22 protein-coding genes are annotated in these 25,439 nt (G+C 68.5%); 13 read left to right on the top strand and 9 right to left on the bottom strand.

What is annotated here, in order from left to right; all coding sequences use genetic code 11:
* The first annotated feature begins 140 nt into the window (after window positions 1-140).
* The 3 genes from ACAM51_RS21345 (at window position 141) to ACAM51_RS21335 (ending at window position 3,137) form a co-directional block, all read left to right on the top strand.
* On the top strand, window positions 141-1,337 hold the full coding sequence (locus ACAM51_RS21345) for an aspartate aminotransferase family protein (RefSeq protein WP_218293674.1): 1,197 nt from the start codon (window positions 141-143) through the stop codon (window positions 1,335-1,337).
* Window positions 1,338-1,360: 23 nt separating this feature from the next.
* Window positions 1,361-2,281 (top strand): ornithine carbamoyltransferase, encoded by a 921-nt coding sequence (gene argF, locus ACAM51_RS21340; protein WP_369641792.1) that lies wholly within the window; start codon window positions 1,361-1,363, stop codon window positions 2,279-2,281.
* A gap of 175 nt (window positions 2,282-2,456) precedes the next feature.
* Window positions 2,457-3,137 (top strand): hypothetical protein, encoded by a 681-nt coding sequence (locus tag ACAM51_RS21335; protein ID WP_369641791.1) that lies wholly within the window; start codon window positions 2,457-2,459, stop codon window positions 3,135-3,137.
* A gap of 7 nt (window positions 3,138-3,144) precedes the next feature.
* On the opposite strand, the gene ACAM51_RS21330 is transcribed toward ACAM51_RS21335, so the two are convergent.
* On the bottom strand, window positions 3,145-3,519 hold the full coding sequence (locus ACAM51_RS21330; protein ID WP_369641790.1) for a copper-binding protein: 375 nt from the start codon (window positions 3,517-3,519) through the stop codon (window positions 3,145-3,147).
* Window positions 3,507-5,474: a prolyl oligopeptidase family serine peptidase gene (locus ACAM51_RS21325; protein ID WP_369641789.1), complete on the bottom strand. Its 1,968-nt coding sequence runs from the start codon at window positions 5,472-5,474 to the stop codon at window positions 3,507-3,509. The genes ACAM51_RS21330 and ACAM51_RS21325 overlap by 13 nt, the downstream gene beginning before the upstream one ends.
* 134 nt (window positions 5,475-5,608) lie before the next feature.
* Here ACAM51_RS21325 and ACAM51_RS21320 point away from each other — a divergent pair, with 134 nt between their 5' ends.
* The 5 genes from ACAM51_RS21320 (at window position 5,609) to kynA (ending at window position 10,925) form a co-directional block, all read left to right on the top strand.
* Window positions 5,609-6,265, top strand: a complete 657-nt coding sequence (locus ACAM51_RS21320; RefSeq protein ID WP_218293668.1) for a response regulator transcription factor — start codon at window positions 5,609-5,611, stop codon at window positions 6,263-6,265.
* Window positions 6,262-7,692: a sensor histidine kinase gene (locus ACAM51_RS21315; protein WP_369641788.1), complete on the top strand. Its 1,431-nt coding sequence runs from the start codon at window positions 6,262-6,264 to the stop codon at window positions 7,690-7,692. Before ACAM51_RS21320 ends, ACAM51_RS21315 begins: the two co-directional genes overlap by 4 nt.
* A gap of 258 nt (window positions 7,693-7,950) precedes the next feature.
* Window positions 7,951-8,610, top strand: coding sequence for an arylformamidase (gene kynB / locus ACAM51_RS21310; protein ID WP_369641787.1), 660 nt, complete (start codon window positions 7,951-7,953; stop codon window positions 8,608-8,610).
* A gap of 92 nt (window positions 8,611-8,702) precedes the next feature.
* A complete protein-coding gene (gene kynU / locus ACAM51_RS21305; RefSeq protein WP_369641786.1) occupies window positions 8,703-10,013 on the top strand; it encodes a kynureninase in 1,311 nt (436 codons plus the stop codon).
* 18 nt (window positions 10,014-10,031) lie between these two features.
* A complete protein-coding gene (gene kynA / locus ACAM51_RS21300; protein ID WP_369641785.1) occupies window positions 10,032-10,925 on the top strand; it encodes a tryptophan 2,3-dioxygenase in 894 nt (297 codons plus the stop codon).
* A 191-nt stretch (window positions 10,926-11,116) separates the two neighbouring features.
* On the opposite strand, the gene ACAM51_RS21295 is transcribed toward kynA, so the two are convergent.
* On the bottom strand, window positions 11,117-13,144 hold the full coding sequence (locus tag ACAM51_RS21295) for a beta-propeller domain-containing protein (RefSeq protein WP_369641784.1): 2,028 nt from the start codon (window positions 13,142-13,144) through the stop codon (window positions 11,117-11,119).
* Between the two features lie 152 nt (window positions 13,145-13,296).
* Between ACAM51_RS21295 and ACAM51_RS21290 the strand changes: the two genes are divergently transcribed.
* Together ACAM51_RS21290 and ACAM51_RS21285 are read left to right on the top strand one after the other, a co-directional pair.
* Complete coding sequence (locus ACAM51_RS21290) at window positions 13,297-14,133, top strand: DUF6502 family protein (protein WP_218293662.1); 837 nt, start codon at window positions 13,297-13,299, stop codon at window positions 14,131-14,133.
* Complete coding sequence (locus ACAM51_RS21285; protein WP_369641783.1) at window positions 14,117-14,620, top strand: hypothetical protein; 504 nt, start codon at window positions 14,117-14,119, stop codon at window positions 14,618-14,620. Before ACAM51_RS21290 ends, ACAM51_RS21285 begins: the two co-directional genes overlap by 17 nt.
* Before the next feature lie 345 nt (window positions 14,621-14,965).
* Here ACAM51_RS21285 and ACAM51_RS21280 read toward each other — a convergent pair whose 3' ends face one another.
* Window positions 14,966-15,331 (bottom strand): MliC family protein, encoded by a 366-nt coding sequence (locus ACAM51_RS21280; RefSeq protein WP_218293660.1) that lies wholly within the window; start codon window positions 15,329-15,331, stop codon window positions 14,966-14,968.
* A 647-nt stretch (window positions 15,332-15,978) separates the two neighbouring features.
* Between ACAM51_RS21280 and ACAM51_RS21275 the strand changes: the two genes are divergently transcribed.
* On the top strand, window positions 15,979-17,172 hold the full coding sequence (locus ACAM51_RS21275; protein ID WP_218294418.1) for a nitrate/nitrite transporter: 1,194 nt from the start codon (window positions 15,979-15,981) through the stop codon (window positions 17,170-17,172).
* Here ACAM51_RS21275 and ACAM51_RS21270 read toward each other — a convergent pair.
* Window positions 17,138-17,629 carry a hypothetical protein gene (locus ACAM51_RS21270; RefSeq protein ID WP_218341871.1) on the bottom strand — a complete coding sequence of 164 codons (492 nt, stop codon included), beginning with the start codon at window positions 17,627-17,629 and terminating at the stop codon, window positions 17,138-17,140. The two genes, ACAM51_RS21275 and ACAM51_RS21270, sit on opposite strands and share 35 nt — an antisense overlap.
* A gap of 86 nt (window positions 17,630-17,715) precedes the next feature.
* Here ACAM51_RS21270 and ACAM51_RS21265 point away from each other — a divergent pair, with 86 nt between their 5' ends.
* Window positions 17,716-18,576 carry an ornithine carbamoyltransferase gene (locus ACAM51_RS21265; RefSeq protein WP_369641782.1) on the top strand — a complete coding sequence of 287 codons (861 nt, stop codon included), beginning with the start codon at window positions 17,716-17,718 and terminating at the stop codon, window positions 18,574-18,576.
* Window positions 18,563-18,925: a MerR family transcriptional regulator gene (locus ACAM51_RS21260; protein WP_218293657.1), complete on the top strand. Its 363-nt coding sequence runs from the start codon at window positions 18,563-18,565 to the stop codon at window positions 18,923-18,925. Before ACAM51_RS21265 ends, ACAM51_RS21260 begins: the two co-directional genes overlap by 14 nt.
* A 158-nt stretch (window positions 18,926-19,083) precedes the next feature.
* On the opposite strand, the gene ACAM51_RS21255 is transcribed toward ACAM51_RS21260, so the two are convergent.
* From ACAM51_RS21255 to ACAM51_RS21240, 4 genes are all read right to left on the bottom strand, one after another.
* A complete protein-coding gene (locus ACAM51_RS21255; RefSeq protein ID WP_369641781.1) occupies window positions 19,084-20,712 on the bottom strand; it encodes a SpoVR family protein in 1,629 nt (542 codons plus the stop codon).
* On the bottom strand, window positions 20,709-21,974 hold the full coding sequence (locus tag ACAM51_RS21250) for a YeaH/YhbH family protein (protein WP_218293655.1): 1,266 nt from the start codon (window positions 21,972-21,974) through the stop codon (window positions 20,709-20,711). The genes ACAM51_RS21255 and ACAM51_RS21250 overlap by 4 nt, the downstream gene beginning before the upstream one ends.
* 56 nt (window positions 21,975-22,030) lie before the next feature.
* Window positions 22,031-23,953, bottom strand: coding sequence for a PrkA family serine protein kinase (locus ACAM51_RS21245; RefSeq protein WP_218341875.1), 1,923 nt, complete (start codon window positions 23,951-23,953; stop codon window positions 22,031-22,033).
* Window positions 23,954-24,189: 236 nt separating this feature from the next.
* A complete protein-coding gene (locus ACAM51_RS21240) occupies window positions 24,190-25,404 on the bottom strand; it encodes an FAD-dependent monooxygenase (protein ID WP_218293653.1) in 1,215 nt (404 codons plus the stop codon).
* Window positions 25,405-25,439 lie beyond the last annotated feature (35 nt).

The raw sequence follows: 25,439 nt of genomic DNA, 5'->3' as shown, positions 1-25,439 counted from the left end.
ACAGCGTGGGCCGCGCCGCATTGCAGTAATGCGCAATCGTCAACAGCCGTTCATCGTGCTCCCCCTAGAATCGTGCTTCGCTTTCTCGGGCTTCGATCCCTCAAGGGCAGCCCATCACCGTACCGTCAGGAGATTTCTGCATGACCGCCACCACCCCGGCAGCTTCGCCCCACGTGATGAACACCTATGGCCGCGTACCCATCGCGCTGGCCCGTGGCCAGGGCAGCCGAGTCTGGGACGTGAACGGCAAGGAATACCTGGACGGCCTGGGCGGCATCGCCGTGAACACCCTGGGCCACAACCACGCCAAGCTCGTGCCCGCGCTGCAGGACCAGATCACCAAGCTGATCCACACCTCCAACTACTACCACGTGCCGCTGCAGGAACAGCTCGCGGCCAAGCTGGTGGAGCTGTCGGGCATGCAGAACGTGTTCTTCTGCAACTCGGGCCTGGAAGCCAATGAGGCGGCCCTGAAGATCGCCCGCAAGTTCGGCGTGGACAAGGGCATCGCCAAGCCCGAGATCGTGGTGTACGAGAAGGCCTTCCACGGCCGCTCCATCGCCACCATGTCGGCCACGGGCAACCCCAAGATCTACAGCGGCTTCGGCCCGCTGGTGGAAGGCTTCATCCGCGTGCCGCTGAACGACATCGAAGCCATCAGGAAGGCCACCGAAGGCAACCCCAACGTGGTGGCCGTGTTCTTCGAGACCATCCAGGGCGAAGGCGGCATCAACCCGATGCGCATCGAATACCTGCAGCAGCTGCGCAAGCTGTGCGACGAGCGTGGCTGGCTCATGATGATCGACGAAGTGCAGTGCGGCATGGGCCGCACCGGCAAGTGGTTCGCCCACCAATGGGCGGGCATCGTGCCCGACGTGATGCCCCTGGCCAAGGGCCTGGGCTCGGGCGTGCCGATCGGCGCGGTGGTGGCCGGCCCCAAGGCCGCCAACGTGCTGCAGCCCGGCAACCACGGCACCACCTTCGGCGGCAACCCGCTGGCGATGCGCGCCGGGGTCGAGACCATCCGCATCATGGAAGAGGACGGCCTGCTGCACAACGCCGTCACCGTGGGCGACCACCTGCGCGCGGCGCTGCAGCGCGAGCTGGGCAGCCTGCCCGGCGTGAAGGAGATTCGCGGCCAGGGCCTGATGCTGGGTATCGAGCTTGCCAAGCCCTGCGGCGCGCTGATTGGCCGCGCGGCCGAGGCGGGCCTGCTGCTGTCGGTCACGGCCGACAGCGTGATCCGCCTGGTGCCGCCGCTGATCCTCACCACCGCCGAGGCCGACGAGATCGTCGCCAAGCTGACCCCGCTGGTCAAGGCCATCCTGGCCGAATAGGCCCGCCGCGATACATTGCATCCATGAAACATTACCTGCAGTTCAACGACCTCACCGCCGACGAATACGCCTACCTGTTCGAGCGCGCCGCGCTCATCAAGAAGAAATTCAAGGCCTACGAAAAGCACCACCCGCTGGTGGACCGCACGCTGGCCATGATCTTCGAGAAGGCCAGCACGCGCACGCGCGTGAGTTTTGAAGCCGGCATGTACCAGTTGGGCGGCTCCGTGGTGCACCTGACCACGGGCGACAGCCAGCTGGGCCGCGCCGAGCCCATCGAGGACAGCGCCAAGGTCATCAGCCGCATGGTCGACCTGGTGATGATCCGCACCTACGAGCAGGCCAAGATCGAGCGCTTTGCCGCCAACTCGCGCGTGCCGGTCATCAATGGCCTGACCAACGAATACCACCCCTGCCAGATCCTGGCCGACATCTTCACCTTCATCGAGCACCGCGGCGCCATCAAGGGCAAGACCGTGGCCTGGGTGGGTGATGGCAACAACATGGCCAACACCTGGCTGCAGGCGGCATCGCTGCTGGGCTTCAAGGTGCACGTGAGCACGCCGCGCGGCTACGAAGTGGATGAGAAACTGGCCGCTGGCGCAGGCGGAATCAGCGCTGGCAGCTATCAATTCTTTAGCAACCCGCTGGAAGCCTGCCAAGGCGCCGACCTGGTGACCACCGACGTGTGGACCAGCATGGGCTACGAGGCCGAGAACGAAGAGCGCAAGAAAGCCTTCGCCGACTGGTGCGTGGACGCCGAAATGATGGCCGCCGCCAAGCCGGACGCCCTGTTCATGCACTGCCTGCCCGCCCACCGTGGCGAAGAAGTCGAAGCGGACGTGATCGACGGGCCGCAGTCCGTGGTGTGGGACGAGGCAGAAAACAGGATGCACGTGCAAAAGGCACTCATGGAGTACCTTTTGCTCGGCCGGATTGCATGACATGCGATCCGGTGGCGCGCCCGCGCCGGCAGCCTGTTTCGGCGCAGGCTCATGTCCGCACAGCGGACGTGAAGCGGCCGCAGGCCGCGCGCCGAAGCCACAACAGGATGCACGTGCAAAAGGCACTCATGGAGTACCTTTTGCTCGGCCGCGTGGCCTGATCCACTTCTCCACCATGCCCTGGCGCCGCCAGCCCGTCCATGGCGCCGAACTGCAGGCGCACTGGAACGCGCTGGGCCAGTCGCTGGGCCGCGACACCCCCGCCTGGCGCGCCGAGGGCCGGCGCCTCATCCTGGGCTGGGCCCACTGGCCCCGCGCGTACCACGACACCACCCATCTGTGGGCCTGCCTGCGGCACCTGCAAACGGTGCAGGATCAGCAGCCCGGTGCCCTGCAAGACCCCCATGCCACCGCCCTCGCCCTGTGGTTCCATGACGCGATCTATTGGCCGTGGAGCAAGCACAACGAGGAGCGCAGTGCCGACGGGGCCATGCGCTTCCTGCGCAGCCAGAACCTGCCCGAGCCCATGGTCCTGCGCGTGCACCAGCACATCCTCGACACCCGCCACAACCCCGGCGCGCTGGCCGGTGATGCGCAATGGGTTGTCGACATCGATCTGGCCATCCTCGGCCAGATCGACGCGGTCTACCGCCAGTTCGAGCGCAATGTGCGGCGTGAGTACTTCTTCGTGCGCTGGCCACGGTATGCAGCGGGGCGCAGCGCGGTGCTGCAGGGGTTTCTGGAGCGGCCGCGAATCTATGGCACGGAATGGTTCCATGAACGCCATGAAGCGCAGGCGCGCATCAACCTAAGCAACGCCTTGGCAGCCCTGCGAGCGGGAACGCTCTACGCCTGAGCCCCCATCAGTCGCAGGGTTCGAATCGCTTGCACTCGTCAGCAATGTGGATGGCGGTCAGCGTGTTTTCACCGTCCACGCGCCGAGCCTGAAACCTGACCCATGCGCCCTCGGAGATGCCGGCCAGAAGGCTTGCGTCGACGACCCGAAAGGTCTGCGTCGCGAACGGAATCTTCGCGCGGGGCAGCAACTTCAGGCGCACATACAGCTTCTTGCCGCCGCTCCCGCTTTCGCGGTCCACGGACACCACACGCGCCCGCGTGTAGACCGCTTCCGTGGAACCTTGATCAGCCGCCTGCGCGGCGGCGGCGGCAGCGCCAGCACCGATCATCGCCCACACCGTCAGAACCCAGGCACCGCGCGGCATGGTCAAAACGCCCACGCGCCCAGCTGGTAGTAGTCGAACCCACCTGTGCGCCCGCCCAGGCATTGGGCCAGGAAGTCTTCGGTCTTGCGGTACATGGTGAGGTTGTTGCTCCACTTCTGGTTGCCATGGCCGTCGCCGGTGAAGGTGACGTAGTCCACCTCCTTGCCCGCCTTGCGCAGTGCGGCCACCATCCGTTCGGACTGATCCAGCTTCACCCGGGGGTCGTTCACGCCATGCATGACGAGGATGGGCTTTTGCGCATGCTCGGCGCGGTACAGGGGCGACTTGGCATCCATGCGGGCGCGGTCCTCCGGCACGGCCGGATTGCCCACATAGCGATGCCACCAGGGCAGGCCCAGCTCCCAATAGGGCGGCGCGGCCTCCAGCAGCCGGGCGATGTCCGTCACGCCCACCACGTCCACGGCGCAGGCAAAGACCTCAGGGGTAAAGGTCGCGCCGACCAGCGCCGAGTAGCCGCCGTAGCTCGCGCCGTAGATCGCCACGCGCGTCGGGTCGGCCACGCCCTGCTCCACGGCCCAGCGCACGCCGTCCACCAGGTCATCGTGCATGCGTCCCGCGAATTCACCCATGGCTCTTTCCATGTGCGCGCGGCCATAGCCGCTGGAACCCCGGTAGTTGACCTGCAGCACGGCATAGCCCCGGTTGGCCAGAAACTGCTGCATCGCACGGCTTGTGGCCCCATCGCCCCAGCGGTCGCGCGCCCAGGGACCACCATGCACCAGCAGCACCATCGGCAAGCGTTGCGGCACCACTCCCTGAGGCAGTGTGAGGTATCCATGCACCGTCAAGCCGTCGCGAGCGACGTAGGTGATGGGCCTGGTCGGTGCCAGGTCCTTGGCAATCAGGCTCAGGCGGTTTTCCCCCAGTAGCCGTGGCTCTTGCCCTTCGCGCAGCAGATAGCTGCGCGTGCCTCGGTCCGTCGAGACGGATACCGCCAACACAGTGTCGGTGCGGTCCATGCTGGTCACGAACACCTCTGCTGGCTGTTCGCCCGCCAGTGCGGACAGCCGCGCGGCCAACGCGGGGTCGAACACCTGGCGCGCCGGGTAGCCTGGCATGAAGTTGGCCACCAAAGGCTCGCGCGTTCGGCGGCTCAGCGTTACGCTGTCCAGGTCCACATCGGGCGATGCGAACAACTCATCCTCGGCGCCGGTGATCATGTCGAGCCGCACCAGCGCCAGCTTGTCGCGGCCACGGTTGGACAGAGCCCACGCCTTGCGCCCCTCGTCGTGCAGGCCAAAGATGCTCAGGGTGTCCCAGCGGCTGCGCTGCGCCACGGTGACCCAGCTGCCGGGCTCCGTGCCTGGACGCTCCAGCAGGGCCTCGTCGCCGCGCAACTGCGCGCGCGCCCGCAGCTGGCCACCCGGGTCCACGCCCCACCAGTTGACGTTGCCAGGGTTGGTGGCCAGCAGCACCGGCGCGCCGCCTGCAGCGCTGACCCGGTACAGGTCGAAGACTTTCTTGTCGCGCTGGTTGGAGGTGACGATGAAGTCGGCAGTGCCCTCCACGGCGTCCACAAAATGCGCCACCGAACGGGGCGCCGGCATCAGCTCGCGCAAGTCCGTGCCGGGGCCCTCCACTTCGCCCGCAAAGATGCGCGTGTTCTCATCGCCCGTGAGGTCGGCCGTGATGCCCAGCCAGCGGCTGTCTGCGCTGAAGCGGATAGATCGGGCCCGGATGCGGAAGGCCTTGGCACTGCCACCGTCGATAGGCTGCACCCAGATCGCGGGCACCACGCCATCCACGCCGAACCAGGCGATGCGCTGGCCGTCCGGCGACACCCGGTAACCACCGGTGGACTGCCGGCTGGCCACGAAGTCGCGCACCGGCACCAGATCGGGCAACTGACCGCCCACCAGTGCAGGGTGCGCAGGGCCACTGGCGCAACCCGCCAGCCACAGTGCACACACCGCCAGACCTGCCCATGTGCAGAACCGTTTCATTTGCATGCCACCCGCTCCCGATATTGCTTGTTGATGTGCTTGGGATTGTGAAAGAGCCCAGCTTAAGGCACGCCAAAGAAGGTCCGCCGATCGCGCACGCTACAGGCCGCCGCGCATTGCCAGCCCCCACAATGCCTCCCATGCACATCCTGCTCATCGAAGACGACCTCGACCTGGGCCGCGCGCTGCAGTCCGCGCTGAAGGTGGAGGGCCTGACCAGCGAATGGCTGCGCCGCGCCGTGGATGCGCCGGCCACGGTGGACGCAAACACCATCGACTGCGTGCTGCTGGACCTGACCCTGCCCGACGGCAGCGGGTTCGACCTGCTCGCCCGCTGGCGCGCGCAGGGCCAGCAGGTGCCCATCATCGTGATCACCGCGCGCTCGGCGGTCGAGGACCGGCTGGCGGGGCTGGACGGCGGCGCGGACGACTTCGTGATCAAGCCCTTCGCCACGGCCGAGCTGATGTCGCGCATCCGTGCGGTGCTGCGCCGCAGCGCGCGGCAGGCCAGCGAGCGGTGGGTGCTGGGCGAGCTGGTGGTCGAGCCCCGGCGCCACCAGGCGCGGCGCGGCGGCGAGCCGCTGGATCTGTCGCCGCGCGAGTTCCAGCTGCTGCTGGAGCTGGCGCGCGAGCCCGGCGCCGTGGTGCCCAAGGGCGTGCTCGCCCAGCGGCTGGACCCGCTGGGCGAACCCGTGGATTTCGGCGCCATCGAAGTGCACGTGTCCAACCTGCGCCGCAAGATCGGGCCGGAGCTGATCCGCACCGTGCGCGGGGTGGGCTATCTGCTGCAGGCATGACCCGCCCCGTCTCCCTTCCCCGCAAGCTGCACACCGCCTGGACCAGGCTGGCCGAGCCCACGCTGGTGCGCCGCAGCGTGATCTCGGTCATGGTGGCCTTCGTCCTGGTGTGGGTTGTCCTGCTCGGCTACAACTACGTCAACTACAAGCAGGCCATCACCTATGACCCGGGCCTGCAGAAGTATGGCGACGCGGTGCTGGACTCACTGGCCCACCTCACGGACCGTTCGCAAGCCTCCGCCGCTCTGGCCTCGACCGACCACTGGACCAACATCCGCCGTCGCCAGATCGGCCTGCTGCCCGGCACATTGCTGCATGAACTGAAAGACGCCGCCACCGGCCAGCCGGTATTCGCATCGCCCGGACTGCAACCGTTGACGCCGCCGCCCGCCACGCCAGAAGCGGTGGGCGTGATCACGGAGGCCCGTCTGGGCGGCACCGTCTACCGCATCTACACGGGCCACAACGCGCGCTGGGCCTTGCGGGTGATCGAGCCCAAACGCACGGACTCCAACTTCCTGCAGTACAACGGCCGTGCGCTGGTGCCCTACCTGCTGCTGGCCTCGCCCTTCGTGCTGCTGCCCGTCTGGCTGTCGGTGCGCAATGGCCTGCGCCCCCTGCAGCAACTCGCCCGGCGCATCGCACAGCGCAACACCGACGACCTGAAGCCCGTGGGCTTCAACGCGCGGCACCGCGAGCTCAAGCCGCTGGAACAGTCGCTGGACCACCTCTTCGCCCAGCTGCGCCAGAAGGTCGAGCGCGAGCGGGCCTTCGTGCAGGATGCCGCGCACGAGATCCGCACGCCGCTGGCCGTGATCACGGCGCAGGCCCATGTGATGGCGCGCTCGCAGAGCGAGGACGAACGCACGCAGGCCCAGGCGCACCTGGAGCAGGCCATTGCCCGCACCTCGCACCTGGCGCAGCAGCTGCTGGACCTGGCCGCGCTCGACGAGGCGCAGCGCCCCGCACCGCGCGACCTGGACGTGGCGCAGTGGCTGCGCGCCGCGCTCGCACAGGCCGCGCCGCAGGCGATGGCGCGGCAGATCGAGCTGTCGCTGGACGCTCCCGACAGCCTGCCCGCGCGGCTCGACCTGCCCGCCTTCGAATCCATCGCGCACAACCTCATCGACAACGCCGTGCGCTATGCCGAGTCGGGCGGCAGCGTGTCGCTCACCCTGCGCGAGGAAGCCGGCGAGCTCCACCTGGCGGTGCAGGACGACGGGCCGGGCATTCCCGCCGCCGAGCGCAGCCGGGTGTTCGAGCGTTTCTACCGGGGCCTGGGGCATGCCGCCAACGGCTCGGGGCTGGGCCTGGCCATCGTGCGGCAGGCCGTGCTGCGCATGGGCGGACAGGTGCGGCTGGGGGACGGCCTGAATGGCCGGGGCGTGGGCTTTTTCGTCGGCATTCCCCTCCCGCGCGCTGCCTGACAGGCCCTTCCTGGGCCGCCCCGCCAGGCGCATCCGGCCGCCTGCGGCATCTGCGCAGGGCGCCCGTCGCCCTGCCGGGGGGTTCCAGGCCAGAGACCGCGCCAGCCACCGGGCGCGCACGCGGCACGGGCTGCCGCCGCTGGCGGCAGGGCCGATCTTCCAGGCCTGTCATGCAGATCGTTTAGGCCTCAACAAAATGCGAAAGGTGTTGGAAATAACCGACACCATGGTTTTTGCGGGACATGCAAACTTTGTCCCATGCCAACCAGCCCCTCTTCTTCCACAGCCCGCAGGCTCTGGGACATTTCGCCGCCCGTGCATGCGGGCAGCCCCGTGTTCCCGGGCGACACGGCCTACAGCCAGCAGTGGTGCGCCACGATCGGGCCCGGCTGCCCGGTGAACGTGAGCGCCATCACGCTGTCGCCCCACGTGGGCGCGCATGCCGATGCGCCCCTGCACTACGACGAGCATGGCGCCAGCATCGGTGACGTGCCGCTCGACGCCTTCCTGGGCCCCTGCCGCGTGATCCACGCCATCGCGCGCGGGCCGCTCATCACCTGGGACCACATCGCGCACGCGGTGGACGCCACCCTGCCCCAGCGCGTGCTGGTGCGCACCTACGAACACATGCCGGTGGACCGCTGGGATGACGCGCTGGCGGCCTACGCCCCCGGCACCATCGAGCGGCTGGCCGACCTGGGCGTGCTGCTGGTGGGCATCGACACCGCCAGCATCGACCCGGCGGACAGCAAGACGCTCGACAGCCACCAGGTCATTCGCCACCGCGGCCTGCGCGTGCTCGAAAACCTGGTGCTCGACGAGGTGCCCGAAGGCGACTACGAGCTCATCGCCCTGCCTCTCAGGCTCGCCACCGCCGACGCATCGCCGGTGCGCGCCGTGCTGCGGCGGCTGGCCTGAACTACCGCATTTTCAAACCTTTTTGGCCACCACCGCTTGATGGACAAGCGCCAATAGCTATCAAAACAGAAGCAAACCATCCACCTGCCACCATGACCCTCACCGCACAAGACTGCCGCGCCCTCGATGCGCAAGACCCCCTCGCCCCGCTGCGCGGGCACTTCACCCTGCCCCCGGGCGTGATCTACCTGGACGGCAACTCGCTGGGCGTGGCCCCCAAGGCCGCGGCAGCCCGCGTGGCCGATGTGGTGACGCGCGAGTGGGGCACGGACCTCATCAAATCGTGGAACACCGCCAGCTGGTTCGATCTGCCCCAGCGCCTGGGCAACCAGCTGGCCCCGCTGATCGGAGCGGGCCCGAACGAAGTGGTCTGCACCGACAGCACCTCGATCAACCTGTACAAGGTTCTGAGCGCGGCGCTGAACATCGCCCGCGAGGACGGCCCGGCGCGCAAGCGCGTCGTGAGCGAGCGCAGCAACTTCCCCACCGACCTGTACATCGCCGAGGGCCTGTGCAAGGAGCGCGGTCTGGAGCTGGTGCTGGTGGAGCCCGAGGAGATCGCCGCCGCGCTGGCCCCCGACGTGGCCGTGCTGATGCTCACCCACGTGAACTACCGCACCGGCGCCATGCACGACATGGCCGCCATCACGGCCACAGCGCATGCCCAGGGCATCCTGTGCGTGTGGGACCTGGCGCACAGCGCGGGCGCGGTGCCGGTCGACCTGCATGGCGCGGGCGCCGACTTCTCCATCGGCTGCGGCTACAAGTACCTGAATGGCGGCCCCGGCGCACCGGCGTTTGTGTGGGTGCACCCGCGCCACGCCGACCGCTTCTGGCAGCCGCTGTCGGGCTGGTGGGGCCACGCGGCTCCGTTTGCCTTCACCCCCGACTACAAACCCGCACCAGGCATCACGCGCTACCTGTGCGGCACGCAGCCCATCATCAGCCTGTCGGCGCTGCAGTGCGGGCTGGACGTGTTCACGGCCGCGCAGGCGCTGGGCGGCATGGCCGCGCTGCGCACCAAGTCGCTGGCACTCACCGACCTGTTCATACAGCTCGTGGAAGAACGCTGCGCGGGCCACGGCCTGGGCCTGGCCACGCCGCGCGACCATGCCCGGCGCGGCTCGCAGGTGTGCCTGACGCGCGACGAAGGCGCCGGCGTGAACGGCCAGGGCAGCGGCGCCTATGCCATCGTGCAGGCGCTGATCGCGCGCGGCGTGATCGGCGACTTCCGCAAGGGCGACGGCGGCCAGGGCCCGCACAAGGACATCCTGCGCTTTGGCTTCACGCCGCTGTATCTGGGCTTTGAAGACGTGTGGAATGCCGTGGAGCACCTGCGCCAGGTGCTGGAGAGCGGCGACTGGCAAAAGCCCGAGTTCAACCAGACGCACGCCGTGACCTGACCGGGAAGGAGATTGACCATGTGCCCCTTCTCGCAAACCCCGTCGCAAGGCGCTGCCAGCGCAGCGTCCGCCACGCCCCTGCCCGAGTCCATCGTGCACGAGGAACGCGCCCAGCTCGACTTCAGCCAGTCGATGAGCTACGGCGACTACCTGCAGCTCGACGCCATCCTCACCGCGCAAAAGCCGCTCTCGCCCGCGCACGACGAGATGCTGTTCATCGTGCAGCACCAGACCAGCGAGCTGTGGATGAAGCTCATGCTGCACGAGCTGCGCGCGGCCATTGCGCACATCGCCAACGACGAGTTGCAGATGGCCTTCAAGATGCTGGCGCGCGTCTCCAAGATCATGGAGCAGCTGGTGCACGCCTGGGACGTGCTGGCCACCATGACGCCGCCCGAATACACCGCCATGCGCCCGTACCTGGGCCAGTCCAGCGGCTTTCAGAGCTACCAGTACCGCAGCATCGAGTTCGCCCTGGGCAACAAGAACCGCGCCATGCTCAAGCCCCACGAGCACCGCGCCGACCTGCGGGCCCAGGTGCAGGCCGCGTACGAGGCGCCCTCGCTGTACGACGAAGCCCTGCGCCTGCTGGCGCGCCGCGGCATCCCCGTGCCCGCCAGCCACCTGGAGCGCGACTGGACCCAGCCCTACGCGGAAAGCGACGGCGTGGAGCAGGCCTGGCTGGTGGTGTACCGCAACCCCAAGGAGCACTGGGACCTGTACCAGCTGGGCGAGGAACTCACCGACCTGGAAGACGCATTCCGCCTGTGGCGCTTCCGGCATGTGACCACCGTGGAGCGCGTGATCGGCTTCAAGCGCGGCACGGGCGGCACCGGCGGCGTGAGCTACCTGCGCAAGATGCTGGACGTGGTGCTGTTCCCCGAGATCTGGAAGCTGCGCACGGACCTCTGAGCAGCGGGGCACGGGCCTGCCAGCACGCAAAAAAGAAGCCTGCCGCCCCCTGGCGGACAGGCCTTCGAGATGCCGGCAGCGCTTTCCACACAAGCGCTGGCAGCTATTATTTTTGTAGTTTTTTCTCCCTTGAGCACGCGTCCCCGCCCAGCCCGCCACTGGCCGCGCCGGGACGTTCATCCTGGTGCCGCCTAGTCCCCCACCTTGGTGAACACCTGCCCGCCCGAGAGCTGGTAGGCGGCGTTGTCCACCTGCAGGCTGCGCTCGCTGGTGATGTCGAAACGCTGGTGGAGCTCGGGCGTGTCGCCGTTCAGGATGGGCGTGGAGACGGCCATGGAGCGCAGCGCCAGCGTGCCCGCGCTGGTGTTCACTTCCAGCCGTGCGGCCCCCTGGTAGCCCCGCAGCGCAGGCGATGTGCCGGCGGCCGTCGGGGCCTGGTAGACCCGGGCGGGAAACGCCAGGCGCACCCGGGTGTCCAGGGCCTGCACGTCGAGCACGGGGCGCGTGCTGTCGAGCGTGGTGATGCTGCCACGGCCACCCAGCTTCCCGGCCGCCAGCCGCCGGCCCTGCGCCGGGTTGCGCACGTCAAACAGCGCAAGCTGGATGCCCTCGGCCGTGCCGCCGAGCGTGCTGTCCTTGCCCACGCCCAGCAGCAGCCCGCCGGGCAGCGGGACCATGTGGTCCGCATGGCCGCCAGCCGCCAGCTCGCCCGCCACCGTGGGGTTCGCCGGGCTGGCCAGGTCGAGCACCCACACGGGCTCGGCCGCGGCGAAGGTGGTGGCATAGGCCCGTGGGCCCGCGAAGAACACGGTGTCCACCTGCTGGTCGCCGCGTGCCGTGCGCGGCTTGAGGGCCAGCTTGGCCTGCACGCTCAGGCGGCTGTCGCTGCCGCTGTCGCGCAGCACCGTCAGCAGCGCGGGCGAGGCCTGCTGCGCCTGGATGGTCACCGGCGGCATGCCGCTTTGGCCCGCCGCGCCCGTGAAGGTCAGCACGCGCAGGTCGTTCTGGTGCTCGTTCAGGCGCGACGGCATGCGGCGCAGGTCCCAGCCCAGGTGGCCGTCCACGCTGCCCGATGCGTCGTAGTCCACCTGCGCGCCCCGGAAGGTGAACTTGTGGATGTCGGTGCGACTGCCCGCCGGGAACACGGTGTTGATCACGTCGCCGCCATAGCGGTACTGGCGCGAGCTGGCCACGTACACGCTGCGCGCGCCCAGGTGCACCGCCTCGCTGCCCCCCGCGAAGCACCGGCTCGTGCGCGCCAGGTTCGATGACGCCAGGTCGATGGCCGTGATGGAAGTGAGCTGCAGCGACAGCGAGGCATTGCCCGTCTGCACCAGGCAGTCGGCTTCGTTCACCAGCGGCTGGGGCTGGCCGCCGTCCACGCGCAGGGTCGGAATCAGCGCGGCGGTGTTCAGGTCCTTGAGCGCGGCCTCCACGGCCGATGCCGAAGCCCCGGCAGGCACGTTGAAGCGCAGAAGGTCGGGCGACCAGGTGGTGACCAGGTACAGCGTGTTGCCAATCAGGCGGCTGCCCACCAGCAGCCCGTCGATGCGCATCTGCTTGAGCTGCATCGGGGCCGCGTCCTTGCCGACCGAGAACAGGTCCAGCGACAGCATGCGGCTGTATTCGGGCATCACGGTGATGCCCGCGTCCGCCGCCACGATGGGCTGCCGATCGGCATACGGGTCCTGCTGGGACAACACGGCGGCACGCGTGCCGCCGCCCGCCACGTACAGGCCATGGGGGATGAACTTCGCGTCCAGCGTGACGCGGCCCACGTTGCTCAGGCTGCCATCGGCCGCGCGGGCCAGGGCCGAGAAACGCGGAGGTTCACGGCCCGCGTCCGTGGCGTAGGCCCGGTGCAGGCCGTAGAGCATGCCGCCCTCGGCCTTGATGAGGCCGTCTTCCTCCACCGCAGGCCCGGCCAGCGGCACGCCCGTGTTGGCGACCACGCTGCCCGCGGCGCTCAGCGCCCCCACGGTGGGCACGGTGATGGCCGTGCCGCTGTAGCCCAGCGCGGCACGCTGGGCGATCTTGGCCTTGAAGTACGCCACCAGATCGCCAGAGCGCGTGACCTGCAGCCGCGCCTCGTTGGGCGTGAGCGGCCCGCCGCCATCCCCGCTGCCCCCGCCGCACCCGGACACGAATGCGGCCGTTGCCACGGCCAGCCAGGCGGGCGGCACGCCCGCGACCTTCTTCATCAACCCTCGGTATGCCATTCGATTTTTCTCCCTGTGGATGGATCTGGGCCCCGGGCGCCTTCGCCACCGGCCTCGATTTGAATAAGTGGGATAATATCCCACAAAATTTCCACCGGTCAACCGTATGACAATGGCCACCCGCCCCTGACACGCCCCGCGCCCACACCCGCATGCCTTCCCGCTCCGCCATCGTCCTGGCTTCCGCCCTGCATGTGCTGCGCCCTCTGGCGCGGTTGCTGCTGCGCAATGGCGTGGCCTACCCGGCCTTCGCGGCGGCCATGAAGAAGGTGTTCCTGGAGGCCGCCCAGGACGAACTGCAGGGCACGGGCAAGAAGGCCACCGACAGCGCCCTGAGCCTGATGTCCGGCGTGCACCGGCGCGACGTGCGCAACCTGGGCCGCCTGGCCGAGCCCGCCGCCGAGGACGGGCCCGCCGAGACCCCCCTCAGCATGGCCAGCCAGGTCGCGGCGCGCTGGCTGAGCCAGGCCGATTGCCTGGACGACGAAGGCCAGCCCCGCGCGCTGCCCCGCAGCAGCAGCAATGGCGATGCGCCCCACTTCGATGCGCTGGTGGCCGGCATCAGCAGCGACGTACGGCCCCGTGCCGTGCTCGACGAACTGGTGCGGCTGGGCATGGCCGAGGAAAGCGGGGACGGGCAGGTCCGGCTGCTGGCGGCGGGCTTCGTGCCGCGCCAGGGCTTCGCGGAAATGGCGCGGCTGATGCAGGACAACCTGCACGACCACCTGGCCGCCGCCAGCCTGAACCTGCAAGGCGGGCACAACTACCTGGAGCAGGCCGTCTTCGTGGACCAGCTCAGCGAGGAGTCCGCCCAGCGCCTGCATGCGGTGGCGGCCAGGGCATGGCGCCAGGCGTTCAAGACGGTGATGACCGAGGCCCAGGCCCGCTACGACCACGACCAGCACAACACCCCGCCCGGCGAGCGCAACCGGCGCGCCCGCTTTGGCAGCTACTTCTATGCCGCAGACAAAGATGAACGTCCTTCCTGAACGCCTGGCCCGCGGGGCCAGACTGCTCACACTGGCCACCTTGCTGGCCCTGGCCGCCTGCGGCCCCGGCACGGGCGGAACCGGCACGGGGCCCATCAGCGGGGTGCTCAACTTCTCGGGCTCGGGTTTCTCGGCGGGCGTGCCCTGTCCCACCTGCGGCCAGGTCAATCTGCGGCTGGAGGATGAGCTGGTCGAGCTGACCGTCACCTGCCGGCGCTTCATCCACACCGGCCCCTGGGAGATCGACGCCCAGGGCCTGGCCGTGCTGGAAGGCACCCTGGAGACCACGGGTTTCGACAATGGCCTGGCGCTGACGGGCACCGTGCCCGCGGTCCTGCGGCTGCAGTTCAGCGAAACGCGGGCTGACAACAGCCGGGAGGTGGCCGCCACGGTGCGCGACGCCCATGGCAACCACCTGGTGGAGCCGCTGACGCTGGAGCAGCGCCCGGCCGCCGCCTCACCCGAGGCGTGCACCGCCGGCAGCTAGGGGCCGGGCGGGCGGCGGGGGGCGGTGCGGATGGCGGCACAGGCCGGGCGAACGGCCGGCGCAGCCCGCCTTCCGTCATCACATCCGCCCGCACGCACGCGCGCCGGATAGTTGGACTTCGGCCGCAGCCACGCGAAGTACGGGGTTCAAGGGAAGGGGATTGCCCGGGCCGCACGGAGCCTGGCGCGCGGGGCACCTGCCCGCGGCGTCGCACAGGCCCTGGGCACGAACATGGAGCGGGCGCCACGCAGCACACCGCAGGGATGGCCGGCGTGCGCCATGCCATCGGCCCCGCGGCCCCGCCTGAAGGAGAAGGCGAGGAAAAAAGCGGGGCGGAAAGGAAGGCTACCGGGCGCTGCCGGCCACCATCATGGGGCGGCTGCTGCGGCACCAGATCGGTGCCAGGTGGCCGATCTGGATGGTCAGCTCGTTGCCCTTGCCCAGCACGGTCGTCGGGCCATTGCTGTAGGCGTACCCCGTCTCGGCCACCTGCTTGGGCAGATCGACCGTCCAGCCACTGCGCAGCAGCACACCCATGCCCTGTTCGGGATAGAACTGCATCTCCACCTTTTCGCCGTTGCCGCACGCGAACTGCATGCTGCTGCGGTCCACCGGCTCACTGAAAGCCTGCAGGGCGGGCGGCTGGCTGGCACAGCCCGTCAGCATCAGGGTCGCCAGCGCGCCTGAACTCAGCAAAACCATCTTCTTCATCGGTCACTCCTGACGTCGCGGTGCACATTGCAGCCCACCCGACAACTTCCAACGTCCAACGGCTCGAGGCCCCCTGGCCCCATAAGCACGAACCTTGCCACTACCACCCACTGCCTGCGCCATCCTGCTTGCGAGAGACCGAAACCAGCGACTTCAGAACCATGACCCACACCGGCGCAAGGCATGCCCACAAGAGTGCCTCAGGCCCCCTGGCCCGTCATTGGGGTGATCCCCACATCGAGAGCCTCCTCTAAAGTCTGTCCCGCCCCTGTGGCGCCCTCGTGACGGACCCCAAAGCCCCTTCGCGGGGTGCCATTGAAGCCATGCAGCGGCGCAATGCGCTGCGCAGCACCCGATTGAGAGCACATTTCGCCAAAGATGCGGGGTGGCCGACACGCCGCGCTGGCCGCCGGCAGGGGGTCGGGACATACCCTAGGCGCCCCTTCGCGCGGCGCCCCCGCAGCCGCCCGGCTTGTCCGCCAGCGACAGCCAGGGCGCCGCCGTGCAGTTACCCTCGGTGGGCAGCGCGCCCTTTGCCTGGTTGAACCGCAGTCCGGGGCGCCGCGCACTACAGGAGATCCATCACCGTGCAGGCGCCCCCTTCTCCCACGCCCTCCCCGCTTCTGGCGCCCCGCGCCGCCTGGGCCATGCTGCTCGCGCTGGTCTCCGGCTTCGCGCTGAGCCAGGCGTTTCGCACCATCACCGCCATCATGGCCACCGGGCTGCGCGCGGAGTTCGGTCTCTCGGCCGAGGCATTGGGGGTCTTCGCGGGGGCGTTTGCCTTCGCCTTCGGCACCATGCAGCTCTTCATGGGCATCGGCATCGACCTGTACGGCGTGCGGCGCACGCTGCTGGTGGCGTTTCCGCTCGCCATCGCGGGCTCGCTGCTCTCGGCGCTGGCCCCGAGCTACGGCGGCGTGTTGCTGGGCCAGGTGCTCATCGGCGTGGGCTGCGCGCCCGCGTTTCTGGTCTGCACGGTGTTCATCGCGCGCTACTTCCCCGCCAGCCGCTTCGCGATGGTGTCGGGCGTGGCCATGGGCGTGGGCGGGCTGGGCATGCTGTTCACGGGCACGCCGCTGGCCTGGCTGGTGCAGCAGTCGTCCTGGCGCATGGGCTTCGCCGTGCTGGCGGGCCTGGCCGCGCTGGCCTGGCTGCTGATCTTCTGGAGAGTGCATGAACCCACCCACCCCGTTCACGCCGCGCAGGCCCCGCAGCCGCGCGAGTCGGTGGGTGATGCGGTGCGCGGCTTCGGCGCCCTGTTCCTGCTGCCGCACACGGCCGGGATCATGCTGCTGGCGCTGATGACGTATGCGTCGTTCCTCACGCTGCGCGGGCTGTGGCTGGGGCCGCTGTTGATCGAGCGGCACGGCTATTCGCTGGTGGCCAGCGGCAACGTGGCCATGCTGTCGTCGCTGGTGTCGCTGTTCACCCCGGCCTATTTCGGCCGGCTGGACCCGGGCCCCGCGCGGCGCAGGCGCTGGCTGGCGGGCTTTACCGTGCTGCTCGCCGGGCTGTTCGCCGCCATCGGCTTCCTGCACGCCGAGTGGCTGGACGTGGGCGGCTCCATCGCCGTGGGCCTGCTGTCGGGCTACATGGTGCTGCAGTACGCAGACGTGCGCTCGTCCTACCCGGCGGCCATGACGGGGCGTGCCATGGCGGTGTTCACCATGGCGCTGTTCCTGGGCGTGGCGCTGATGCAGTGGGTGACGGGCCTGGCCGCCTCGCAGGCGGCCGCGCGGGGCGCGGACCCGTACGTGGCCGTGATGCTCACCATCGCCGGCATGCTGGCCGCGGGCGTGCTCGCCTTCAGGTTGCTGCCCGCACCGGCTCCCGCGCATTGACGCGGCCGCGGCCGGGCGGGCAGGCCGCCAGGCCCGCGCCCGCCACGCGCCACCACTGGAGCACGCCGAACAGCAGCTCGAACGCGGTGAAGCCCAGCACGATGGCGCTGGCCCCATGGGCCACGGCATAGATCTGCCATGCCGCGAACAGGAAACGAGCCACGCCATCGAGCCGCCCCAGCAGCAGCGAAGGCGCCGCGATGCGCGCCGCCGACCACACGACCACCACCGACCCCAGGAGGTTGGCCAGCAGCATGTGGGTGGTATCAAGCGGGTGCAGCGTGCCTGGCAGGGCCAGCGCCTGGGCGACAAGCCCCAGCTGCGCGTAGAGCCAGGCAAAGGTCCAGGGCAGCGCGAACGGCCAGGTCACGAGCAGGTCGTACCAGCCGCTGGCACGCACGACGCGCAGGTAGCGGGATTCGGAAAAGGCTGGGAACGTGGCAGCGAAAGTGGCCATGGCGGTGCGGTCATCGAAGTGAAAGAGGCCCCGAGCTTCAGGCCTGAAGTACGCTTCAGGGTCAAGCACTTTTTTGGGGCATCCGCATGGACCTTCTTCAGCTGGCCGACCTGCAGCCTGCCGACATACGCCAGATCTGGGCGCTCGCGGGCGGCGCGCCGGGCCCCGCGTTGGCGGGCACCGTGGCGTGGTCGTTCGAGGGCAACGGCATCCGCACGCGCACCACGTTCATCCAGGCGTTCCGGCAGCTGGGCCTGGCGTTCACCGAGCTTCCCCATCTGCTCAAGACCGGGGAGCGGCCCGAGGACCTGGCCGGCTACCTGGACCCGTTCTACGCGCTGTACGTGGTGCGCGAGTCCGACCACCCCCGGCTCTCGGCCTTCGCGGCGGCGTCGCGCCGGCCCGTGATCAATGCGATGTCGGCCCAGGGCCACCCCTGCGAGGTGCTGACCGACGCGTACTACGTCGACAGCCGGATCAAGCCGCTGCGGGAAGCACGCGTGTGCCTGTGGGGGCCCAGCACCAACGTGTTCCGCTCATGGCACGAACTGGCACGGGTGATGGGGTTCGGGCTGGTGCAGGTGTGCGACCGGCGCTTTCACGAGGCGCTGCCGAACGTGCAATTCGTGGAACCGTCCGCGCTGCCGGACGCGGTGGATGTGGTGGTCACCGACAGCTGGCCCGCCAGCGCCGAGGCCGGCGCCACCACGCAGGCCGACCTGGCGCCGTTGACCGAAGAGCATCTGGCCGCGATGGGTCACCCCGCCCTGCTGCCCACGCCGCCTTTCACCCTGGGCCGCGAGCTGGCGGTGGACCCGCTGGCCTACCCCGGCTTCGTGGGCTACGCACAAAAGGAACTGCTGCTGCCGGTGCAGGCTGCCATCCTGCGCTGGGTGCTGGCATCGGAAAAAAGGGCCAGCACCGGGGACGCCCATGCGGATCGGTGAGCTCGCCGCCGCCTCGGGACTGAGCCGCGAGGCGCTGCGCTTTTATGAGCAGCAAGGGCTGATCCGCTCGCGCAGGCTGGCCAACGGCTACCGCGACTACCCACCCGAAGCGGTGATGCTGGTGCAGTACATCCGCATGGCGCAGCAGCTGGGCTTCACGCTGGCGGAGATTGGCGACCGGCTGCCCGGCATCTGGGACGCGCCCGACCCCGCGCCCGCGCTGGCGCAGGTGCTGGCGACCAAACTGCAGGAGATCGACACGCGCATCGCCGCGCTGCAGGCGTTGCGCCAGACGCTGGCCGAACGCGTGGCCACCGACTGTCCGCTGCGCGCGGCGCAGGCTGGCTGAGGCCCGCTCCGCTTCAGAACTTTCAGCAAAAAGAGGCTCTTACGCTTATCCATAAAGCGTTGCAAGCTATTGAATTGATAGCATCAAGGCAGTGATTGCAGTGGCGCCACCGGCACGGCAGGGCCGTTCCAGCCACCGCAGCGGCGGCTGGAACGCGCTCACGCAATGGACCCAGGCACCGTGTGCAGCAGCACCGGGTGGTTGCCGTAGGCGTCCACGCTCTCGATCTGCACGCCAAAACCCCACAGGCGCGCCACGTGCCTGAGCACCTCCTGCGTGTCGTCGCCCAGCGGGCGGCCCTGGTACTGGGTATGGCGCAGGGTCAGGCTGCGGTCACCGCGCAGGTTCACGTTCCACACCTGGATGTTGGGCTCGCGCGTGCCCAGGTCGTATTGCTGCGAGAGCATCTGGCGCAGGCCGCGGTAGCCGTTCTCGTCATGGATCTCGCTGACCACCAGCTCGCGCTCGTTGGCATCGTCGTGCAGGGCGAACAGCCGCATCTCGCGCATCAGGTGCGGGCTCAGGTACTGGCCGATGAAGCTCTCGTCCTTGAAGTTGCGCATGGCATGGTCGAGCGTGGGCAGCCACGGGGAGCCCGCGATGTCGGGGAACCAGCGCCGGTCTTCGGCCGTGGGGTTCTGGCAGATGCGCTGGATGTCGCGGTACATGGAAAAACCCAGCGCGTAGGGGTTGATGCCGCTGTAGGCGCGGTGCCCCACGGGGGGCTGGAAGATCACGTTGGTGTGCGAGCCCAGCCATTCGATCATCACCCCGTCGCTCAGGTAGCCCTCGTCGTACAGGGTGGTGAGCAGGGTGTAGTGCCAGAAAGTGGCCCAGCCCTCGTTCATGACCTGGCTCTGCCGCTGGGGGTAGAAATACTGCGCGACCTTGCGCACGATGCGCACGACCTCGCGCTGCCAGGGCTCCAGCAGCGGCGCGTTCTTCTCGATGAAGTACAGGATGTTCTCCTGCGGCTCCTTCGGAAAGCGGTTGTGCTCCTGCGCCGCGCCGTCCTTGCCGGGCCGCGTGGGCAGGGTGCGCCACAGCTCGTTGACCTGCTGCTGCGCGTAGGCCTCGCGCTGCTCGCGCTCCAGGCGCTCGCGTGCCAGGTTCTTCTTGGAGGGACGGCGGTAGCGGTCCACGCCAAAGTTGGCCAGCGCGTGGCACGAATCCAGAAGCCGCTCCACCTCATCGAAGCCGTAGCGCTCCTCGCACTGGGCCACGTAGTCCTTGGCATACACCAGGTAGTCGATGATGGAGGAGGCGTCCGTCCACATGCGAAACAGGTAGTTGCCCTTGAAGAAGCTGTTGTGCCCGTAGGCCGCATGCGCGATCACCAGCGCCTGCATGGCGGTGGTGTTCTCCTCCATCAGGTAGCTGATGCAGGGGTTGGCGTTGATGACGATCTCGTAGGCCAGCCCCATGTGGCCGCGCCGGTAGCGCCGCTCGGTGGCCAGGAACTCCTTGCCGTAGCTCCAGTGGCGGTAGTTCACCGGCATGCCCACGCTGGAGTAGGCGTCCATCATCTGCTCGGCGGTGATGACCTCCAGCTGGTTGGGATAGGTGTCCAGGCCGAAGCGCTCGGCGGTGGCGGCGATCGCGCCGTGGTAGCGCTCGATCAGCTCGAACGTCCAGTCGCCCGGGTCGGGCAGCGGCTGGGCGGGCCGCGCCCCGGCGGGCAGGAGCTGCTCGGGCACGGTGCGGTGGCGGCGCTCGCCGACGAGGGCGGTCTTCCAGGGGTTGTCGCGGATGCGGCGCTCCAGCACCGGGTATTGGGTCATGTTCATACCTGCACCCCCTCGCTCTTGAAGAGGTCGCGGAACACGGGATAGATGTCGCCCGGCTCGGAGACCTTGCGCATGGCGAAGTGGGGATGGAGCGCCAGCAACTGGCTGTATTCGTCCCACAGGTTCTGCTCTTCCTGGGCCACCTGCACGTAGGCAAAGTAGCGCACCAGCGGGAGGATCCGCTCCACCAGCAGGCTGCGGCAATTGCCGCTGTCGTTGGTGAAGTTGTCGCCATCGCTGACCTGGGCGGCGTAGATGTTCCAGTCCCCAGCGGGGTAGCGCGCGCGGATGATCTGGTCGAGCAGCACCAGCGCGCTGCTGACCACCGTGCCACCACTCTCGGTGGAGTGGAAGAACTGCTCCTCGCTCACCTCGGTGGCCTGGGTGTGGTGGCGGATGAAGACGATGTCGATCGTCTCGTAGTGCCGCGTGAGGAACAGGTACAGCAGGATGAAGAAGCGCTTGGCCAGGTCCTTGCGGGCCTCGTCCATGGAGCCCGAGACGTCCATCAGGCAGAACATCACCGCCTGGCTGTTGGGCACCGGCACCTGCACCCTGGCCCGAAAACGCAGGTCGATGGGGTCGAGGTACGGAATCCGGTCGATGCGCTGCCGGAGCGTGTCGATGCGGCGCTGCAGCTCGGCCACCGCCTCGCTGGTGCCGTCATCCTGCGCCAGCAGCGCGTCGAGCTGCGCCTGCAGCGCCACAAGCTCGCGGTGCGGCGCCTTGCCCAGCGCGATGCGCCGCCCCAGCGCCCCGCGCATGGTGCGCAGCACCGCCAGGTTGTTCGGAATGCCGTCCTGGCTGTAGCCGGCGCGGCGCGACTTCCATTTCGGGTTCTCTCCGATGTGCGTGCGCAGCAGGCGCGGCAGCGCGAGGTCTTCGAAGAAGAGCTGCATGAACTCTTCCTTGGTCAGCGTGAAGGTGAAGTCGTCCTCTCCCTCCCCGCTGTCGCTGGCCTGCGAGCCGCTGCCGGTTCCCCCCTTGGGCCGCGCGATGCGGTCGCCGCGCACATGCTCCGCATTGCCGGGGTGCACCATGTCGTGGATGCCGCCCTGGCCATGGTGGAACACGGGCTCGCCAATGTCCTTGCGCGGGATGGTGACGCTCTCGGCCTGCTCGATGTCGCGGATGCTGCGCCTGGACACAGCGCGGCGCACGCTGTCCGCGATCTGCTCCTTGAAGCGGCGGACAAAGCGCTCGCGGTTCCCGACCGACTTGTTCTTGCCTGCGAGCCTGCGGTCGATGATTTGCAATGCCATCTGCTTAGCTCCCATGCATGGACAGGCGCCCCGGCGGGACGCGCTGGCAACCCCGATCAACTGCTTTTTCGAACGCGCAGGTACCACTCGCACAACAAACGCACCTGCTTGGGGGTGTAGCCCTTGTCCACCATGCGGGTGACAAAATCCTCGTGCTTGCGCGCCTCCTCGGCACTGGCCTTCGCGTTGAAGCTGATGACGGGCAGCAGCTCCTCGGTGTTGGAGAACATCTTCTTCTCGATCACCAGGCGCAGTTTCTCGTAGCTGGTCCAGCTCGGGTTGTTGCCCTGGTTGTTGGCGCGCGCGCGCAGCACGAAGTTGACGATCTCGTTGCGGAAATCCTTGGGGTTGGCAATGCCAGCGGGCTTCTCGATCTTCTCGAGTTCGGCGTTGAGCGCACTGCGGTCGAACACCTCGCCGGTGTCGGTGTCGCGGTACTCGTTGTCCTGGATCCAGTAGTCGGCGTAGGTGACGTAGCGGTCGAAGATGTTCTGCCCGTACTCGCTGTAACTCTCCAGGTAGGCCGTCTGTATCTCCTTGCCGATGAACTCGGCATAGCGCGGTGACAGGAACTCCTTGATGTAGCTGGTGTACTTGGTTTCCAGCTCGGAGGGGAACTGCTCGCGCTCGATCTGCTGCTCCAGCACATACATGAGGTGCACCGGGTTGGCCGCCAGCTCGGCGCTGTCGAAGTTGAACACCTTGGACAGGATCTTGAACGCGAAGCGCGTGGAGATGCCGGTCATGCCCTCGTCCACGCCGGCGTAGTCGCGGTACTCCTGGTAGCTCTTGGCGCGCGGGTCGGTGTCCTTCAGGCTCTCGCCGTCATACACCTGCATCTTGCTGAAGATGCTGGAGTTCTCGGGCTCCTTCAGGCGCGTCAAGATGGCGAACTGCGACATCATCTTGAGCGTGCCCGGCGCGCACACGGCGTTGCCCAGCGACGATTCGCGGATCAGCTTCTCGTAGATCCGTATCTCCTCGCTCACGCGCAGGCAGTACGGCACCTTGACGATGTAGATGCGGTCCAGGAAGGCCTCGTTGTTCTTGTTGTTGCGAAAGGCCTTCCACTCGCTCTCATTGCTGTGGGCCAGCACCACGCCGTCGAACGGAATCGCGCCGAAGCCCTCCGTGCCCTTGTAGTTGCCCTCCTGCGTGGCGGTGAGCAGCGGGTGCAGCACCTTGATGGGCGCCTTGAACATCTCCACGAATTCCAGCAGCCCCTGGTTGGCCAGGCACAGGCCCCCGCTGTAGCTGTAGGCGTCGGTGTCGTCCTGGGCAAAGGTCTCGAGCTTGCGGATGTCCACCTTGCCCACCAGGCTGGAGATGTCCTGGTTGTTCTCGTCGCCCGGCTCGGTCTTGGCAATGCCCACCTGCTTCAAGATGCTGGGGTAGCGCTTGACCACGCGGAACTGGCGGATGTCGCCGCCGAACTCGTCGAGCCGCTTGACCGCCCAGGGCGACAGCACGCGCTGCAGGTAGCGCCGGTGAATGCCGAACTGCTCCTCCAGCACCGGGCCGTCCTCCATCGCGTCGAACAGCCCGAGCGGCGACTCGTTCACCGGAGAGCCCTTGATCGCATAGAACGGCACCTTCTGCATCAGGTACTTGAGCCGCTCGGCGATGGAACTCTTGCCCCCGCCCACCGGCCCCAGCAGGTAGAGGATCTGCTTGCGCTCCTCCAGCCCCTGCGCGGCATGGCGAAAGAAGCTCACCACCTGCTCGATGGCATCCTCCATGCCGTAGAACTCGGCGAACGTGGGGTAGCGCTTGATCACCTTGTTGGCGAAGATGCGCGACAGGCGCGGGTCGTTGCGCGTGTCCACCATCTCGGGATCGCCGATGGCGGCCAGCATGCGCTGGGCCGCCGTGGCATAGGCCATGGGATCGCGCTTGCACTCGGCGAGGTACTCGTCGATCGACATTTCCTCTTCGCGGCTGCGGGCGTAGCGCGCGGCGAAACTGCTGATGGCATCCATACGACCTCCTGTGGCGGCACCCCTGGCGGGCCCGGGAAGTGCCACGGTGTTGCAGTGGGAATCGCTACTGGCTCATCTCTTTGTAGCACCATGGTCCGCCCTTGAACAGGGTGTTTGTGTGCGCATGCGGTGCTTTTTACATCCATGGCCCCCCATGGATAGAGCAGGCATGCCGCGCAAAGTTCATTGGTGCGAGGGCCCCGCCATCCAGCGCGGCCAGCTATCGCGCAAGGGCATCACAGCGAACTGGCAATGGAGCCATCGCCCCGGTACAGCCAGGGCACGTCCAGCAGCCGTTCGCCCAGCAGGCGCAATGAGAGATCCCGCCCCCAGCGCACGGGGCCCATGGCGTGGAAGATGCGCCCGTTGCGCGTGGAGCGGGCCTGCACGCGCGCATTGCGCTGCCAGCGGTTGAGGGCATACCGGGTCAGGCGCAGCGGCACCTCCAGGTCGTGCATGGCCAGCGCGCGCTGCAGCTCCGCCGCGTCCTCGATGGCCATGCCCGCGCCCTGGGCCAGGTAAGGGCGCATGGGGTGGGCGGCATCGCCCAGCAGGGCGACCAGGCCCTGCGCCATGTCGCCCGCGCCACGCACAGGCGGCCGGTCGCACAGCGGCCACAGGCGCCAGCCGCCCGCGCCGCCCTGGTCGCTCACGCTGCGCACCACGTCCTGCAGCGCGGTGCAGGTGCCCTGCAGGGCGTGTTCCAGCCCCGTGGCGTTGGCGGCATGGTCCCAGTTCTCCAGGTCTTGCGGCGCGGGGCCCTGCACGATGACGACGATGTTCTGCAGTTCGCCCCGGCGCACGGGGTACTGCACCGCATGCAGGCGCGGGCCCAGCCAGGCCGTGACCTGCGCGGTGCGCAGCGCGCCGGGCAGCGCGTGCTGCGGCACCAGGGCGCGGTAGGCCAGGTGCCCCGTCACGCGCGGCGCCACCGCGCCCAGCAGCTGCGTGCGGGTGCGGCTCCACAGCCCGTCGGCGCCGATGAGCGCATCGCCTTCCACCTCCTTGCCCCGGCTCGTGCGCACGGTGACGACGCCATCGCCATCGGCAAAGCCCTCGATCGCGTGCGCGAGGTGCAGCTGCGTGTCGGTGTATTTGGTCAGCGCCGCCAGCAGCAGGCCATGCAGGTCGGCGCGGTGGATGGTGGCGTAGGCGGCGCCGTAGCGCTGCACCGCTGTCGGGCCCAGCGGCAGCACGGCCAGTTCGCGGCCGCTGACGGCATTGCGCACCTGCAGCCGGCTCGGAAACGCCGCCACGGCCTGCAGCGGCTGCTGCAGGCCCCAGGCCTGCAGGCGGCGCACCACGTTGGGCCCGATCTGCACCCCCGCGCCCACCTCGCTGAAGGCTGCGGCGCGCTCGTACAGCCGCACGTCCCAGCCCGCCCGCGATGCGCCCAGCGCCGCTGCCAGCCCCCCAATGCCGCCACCGGCGACCAGTACCTGCTTCTTCATGCACCGATTGTGCCGTGCGGACGCCCGCCGCGGCT

Origin of the sequence: Acidovorax sp. A79, assembly GCF_041154505.1 — a bacterium.
Lineage (GTDB): Bacteria > Pseudomonadota > Gammaproteobacteria > Burkholderiales > Burkholderiaceae_C > Acidovorax.
The sequence above is the reverse complement of the archived record's forward strand: the minus strand, read 5'-3'. Positions and strand labels throughout refer to the sequence as shown.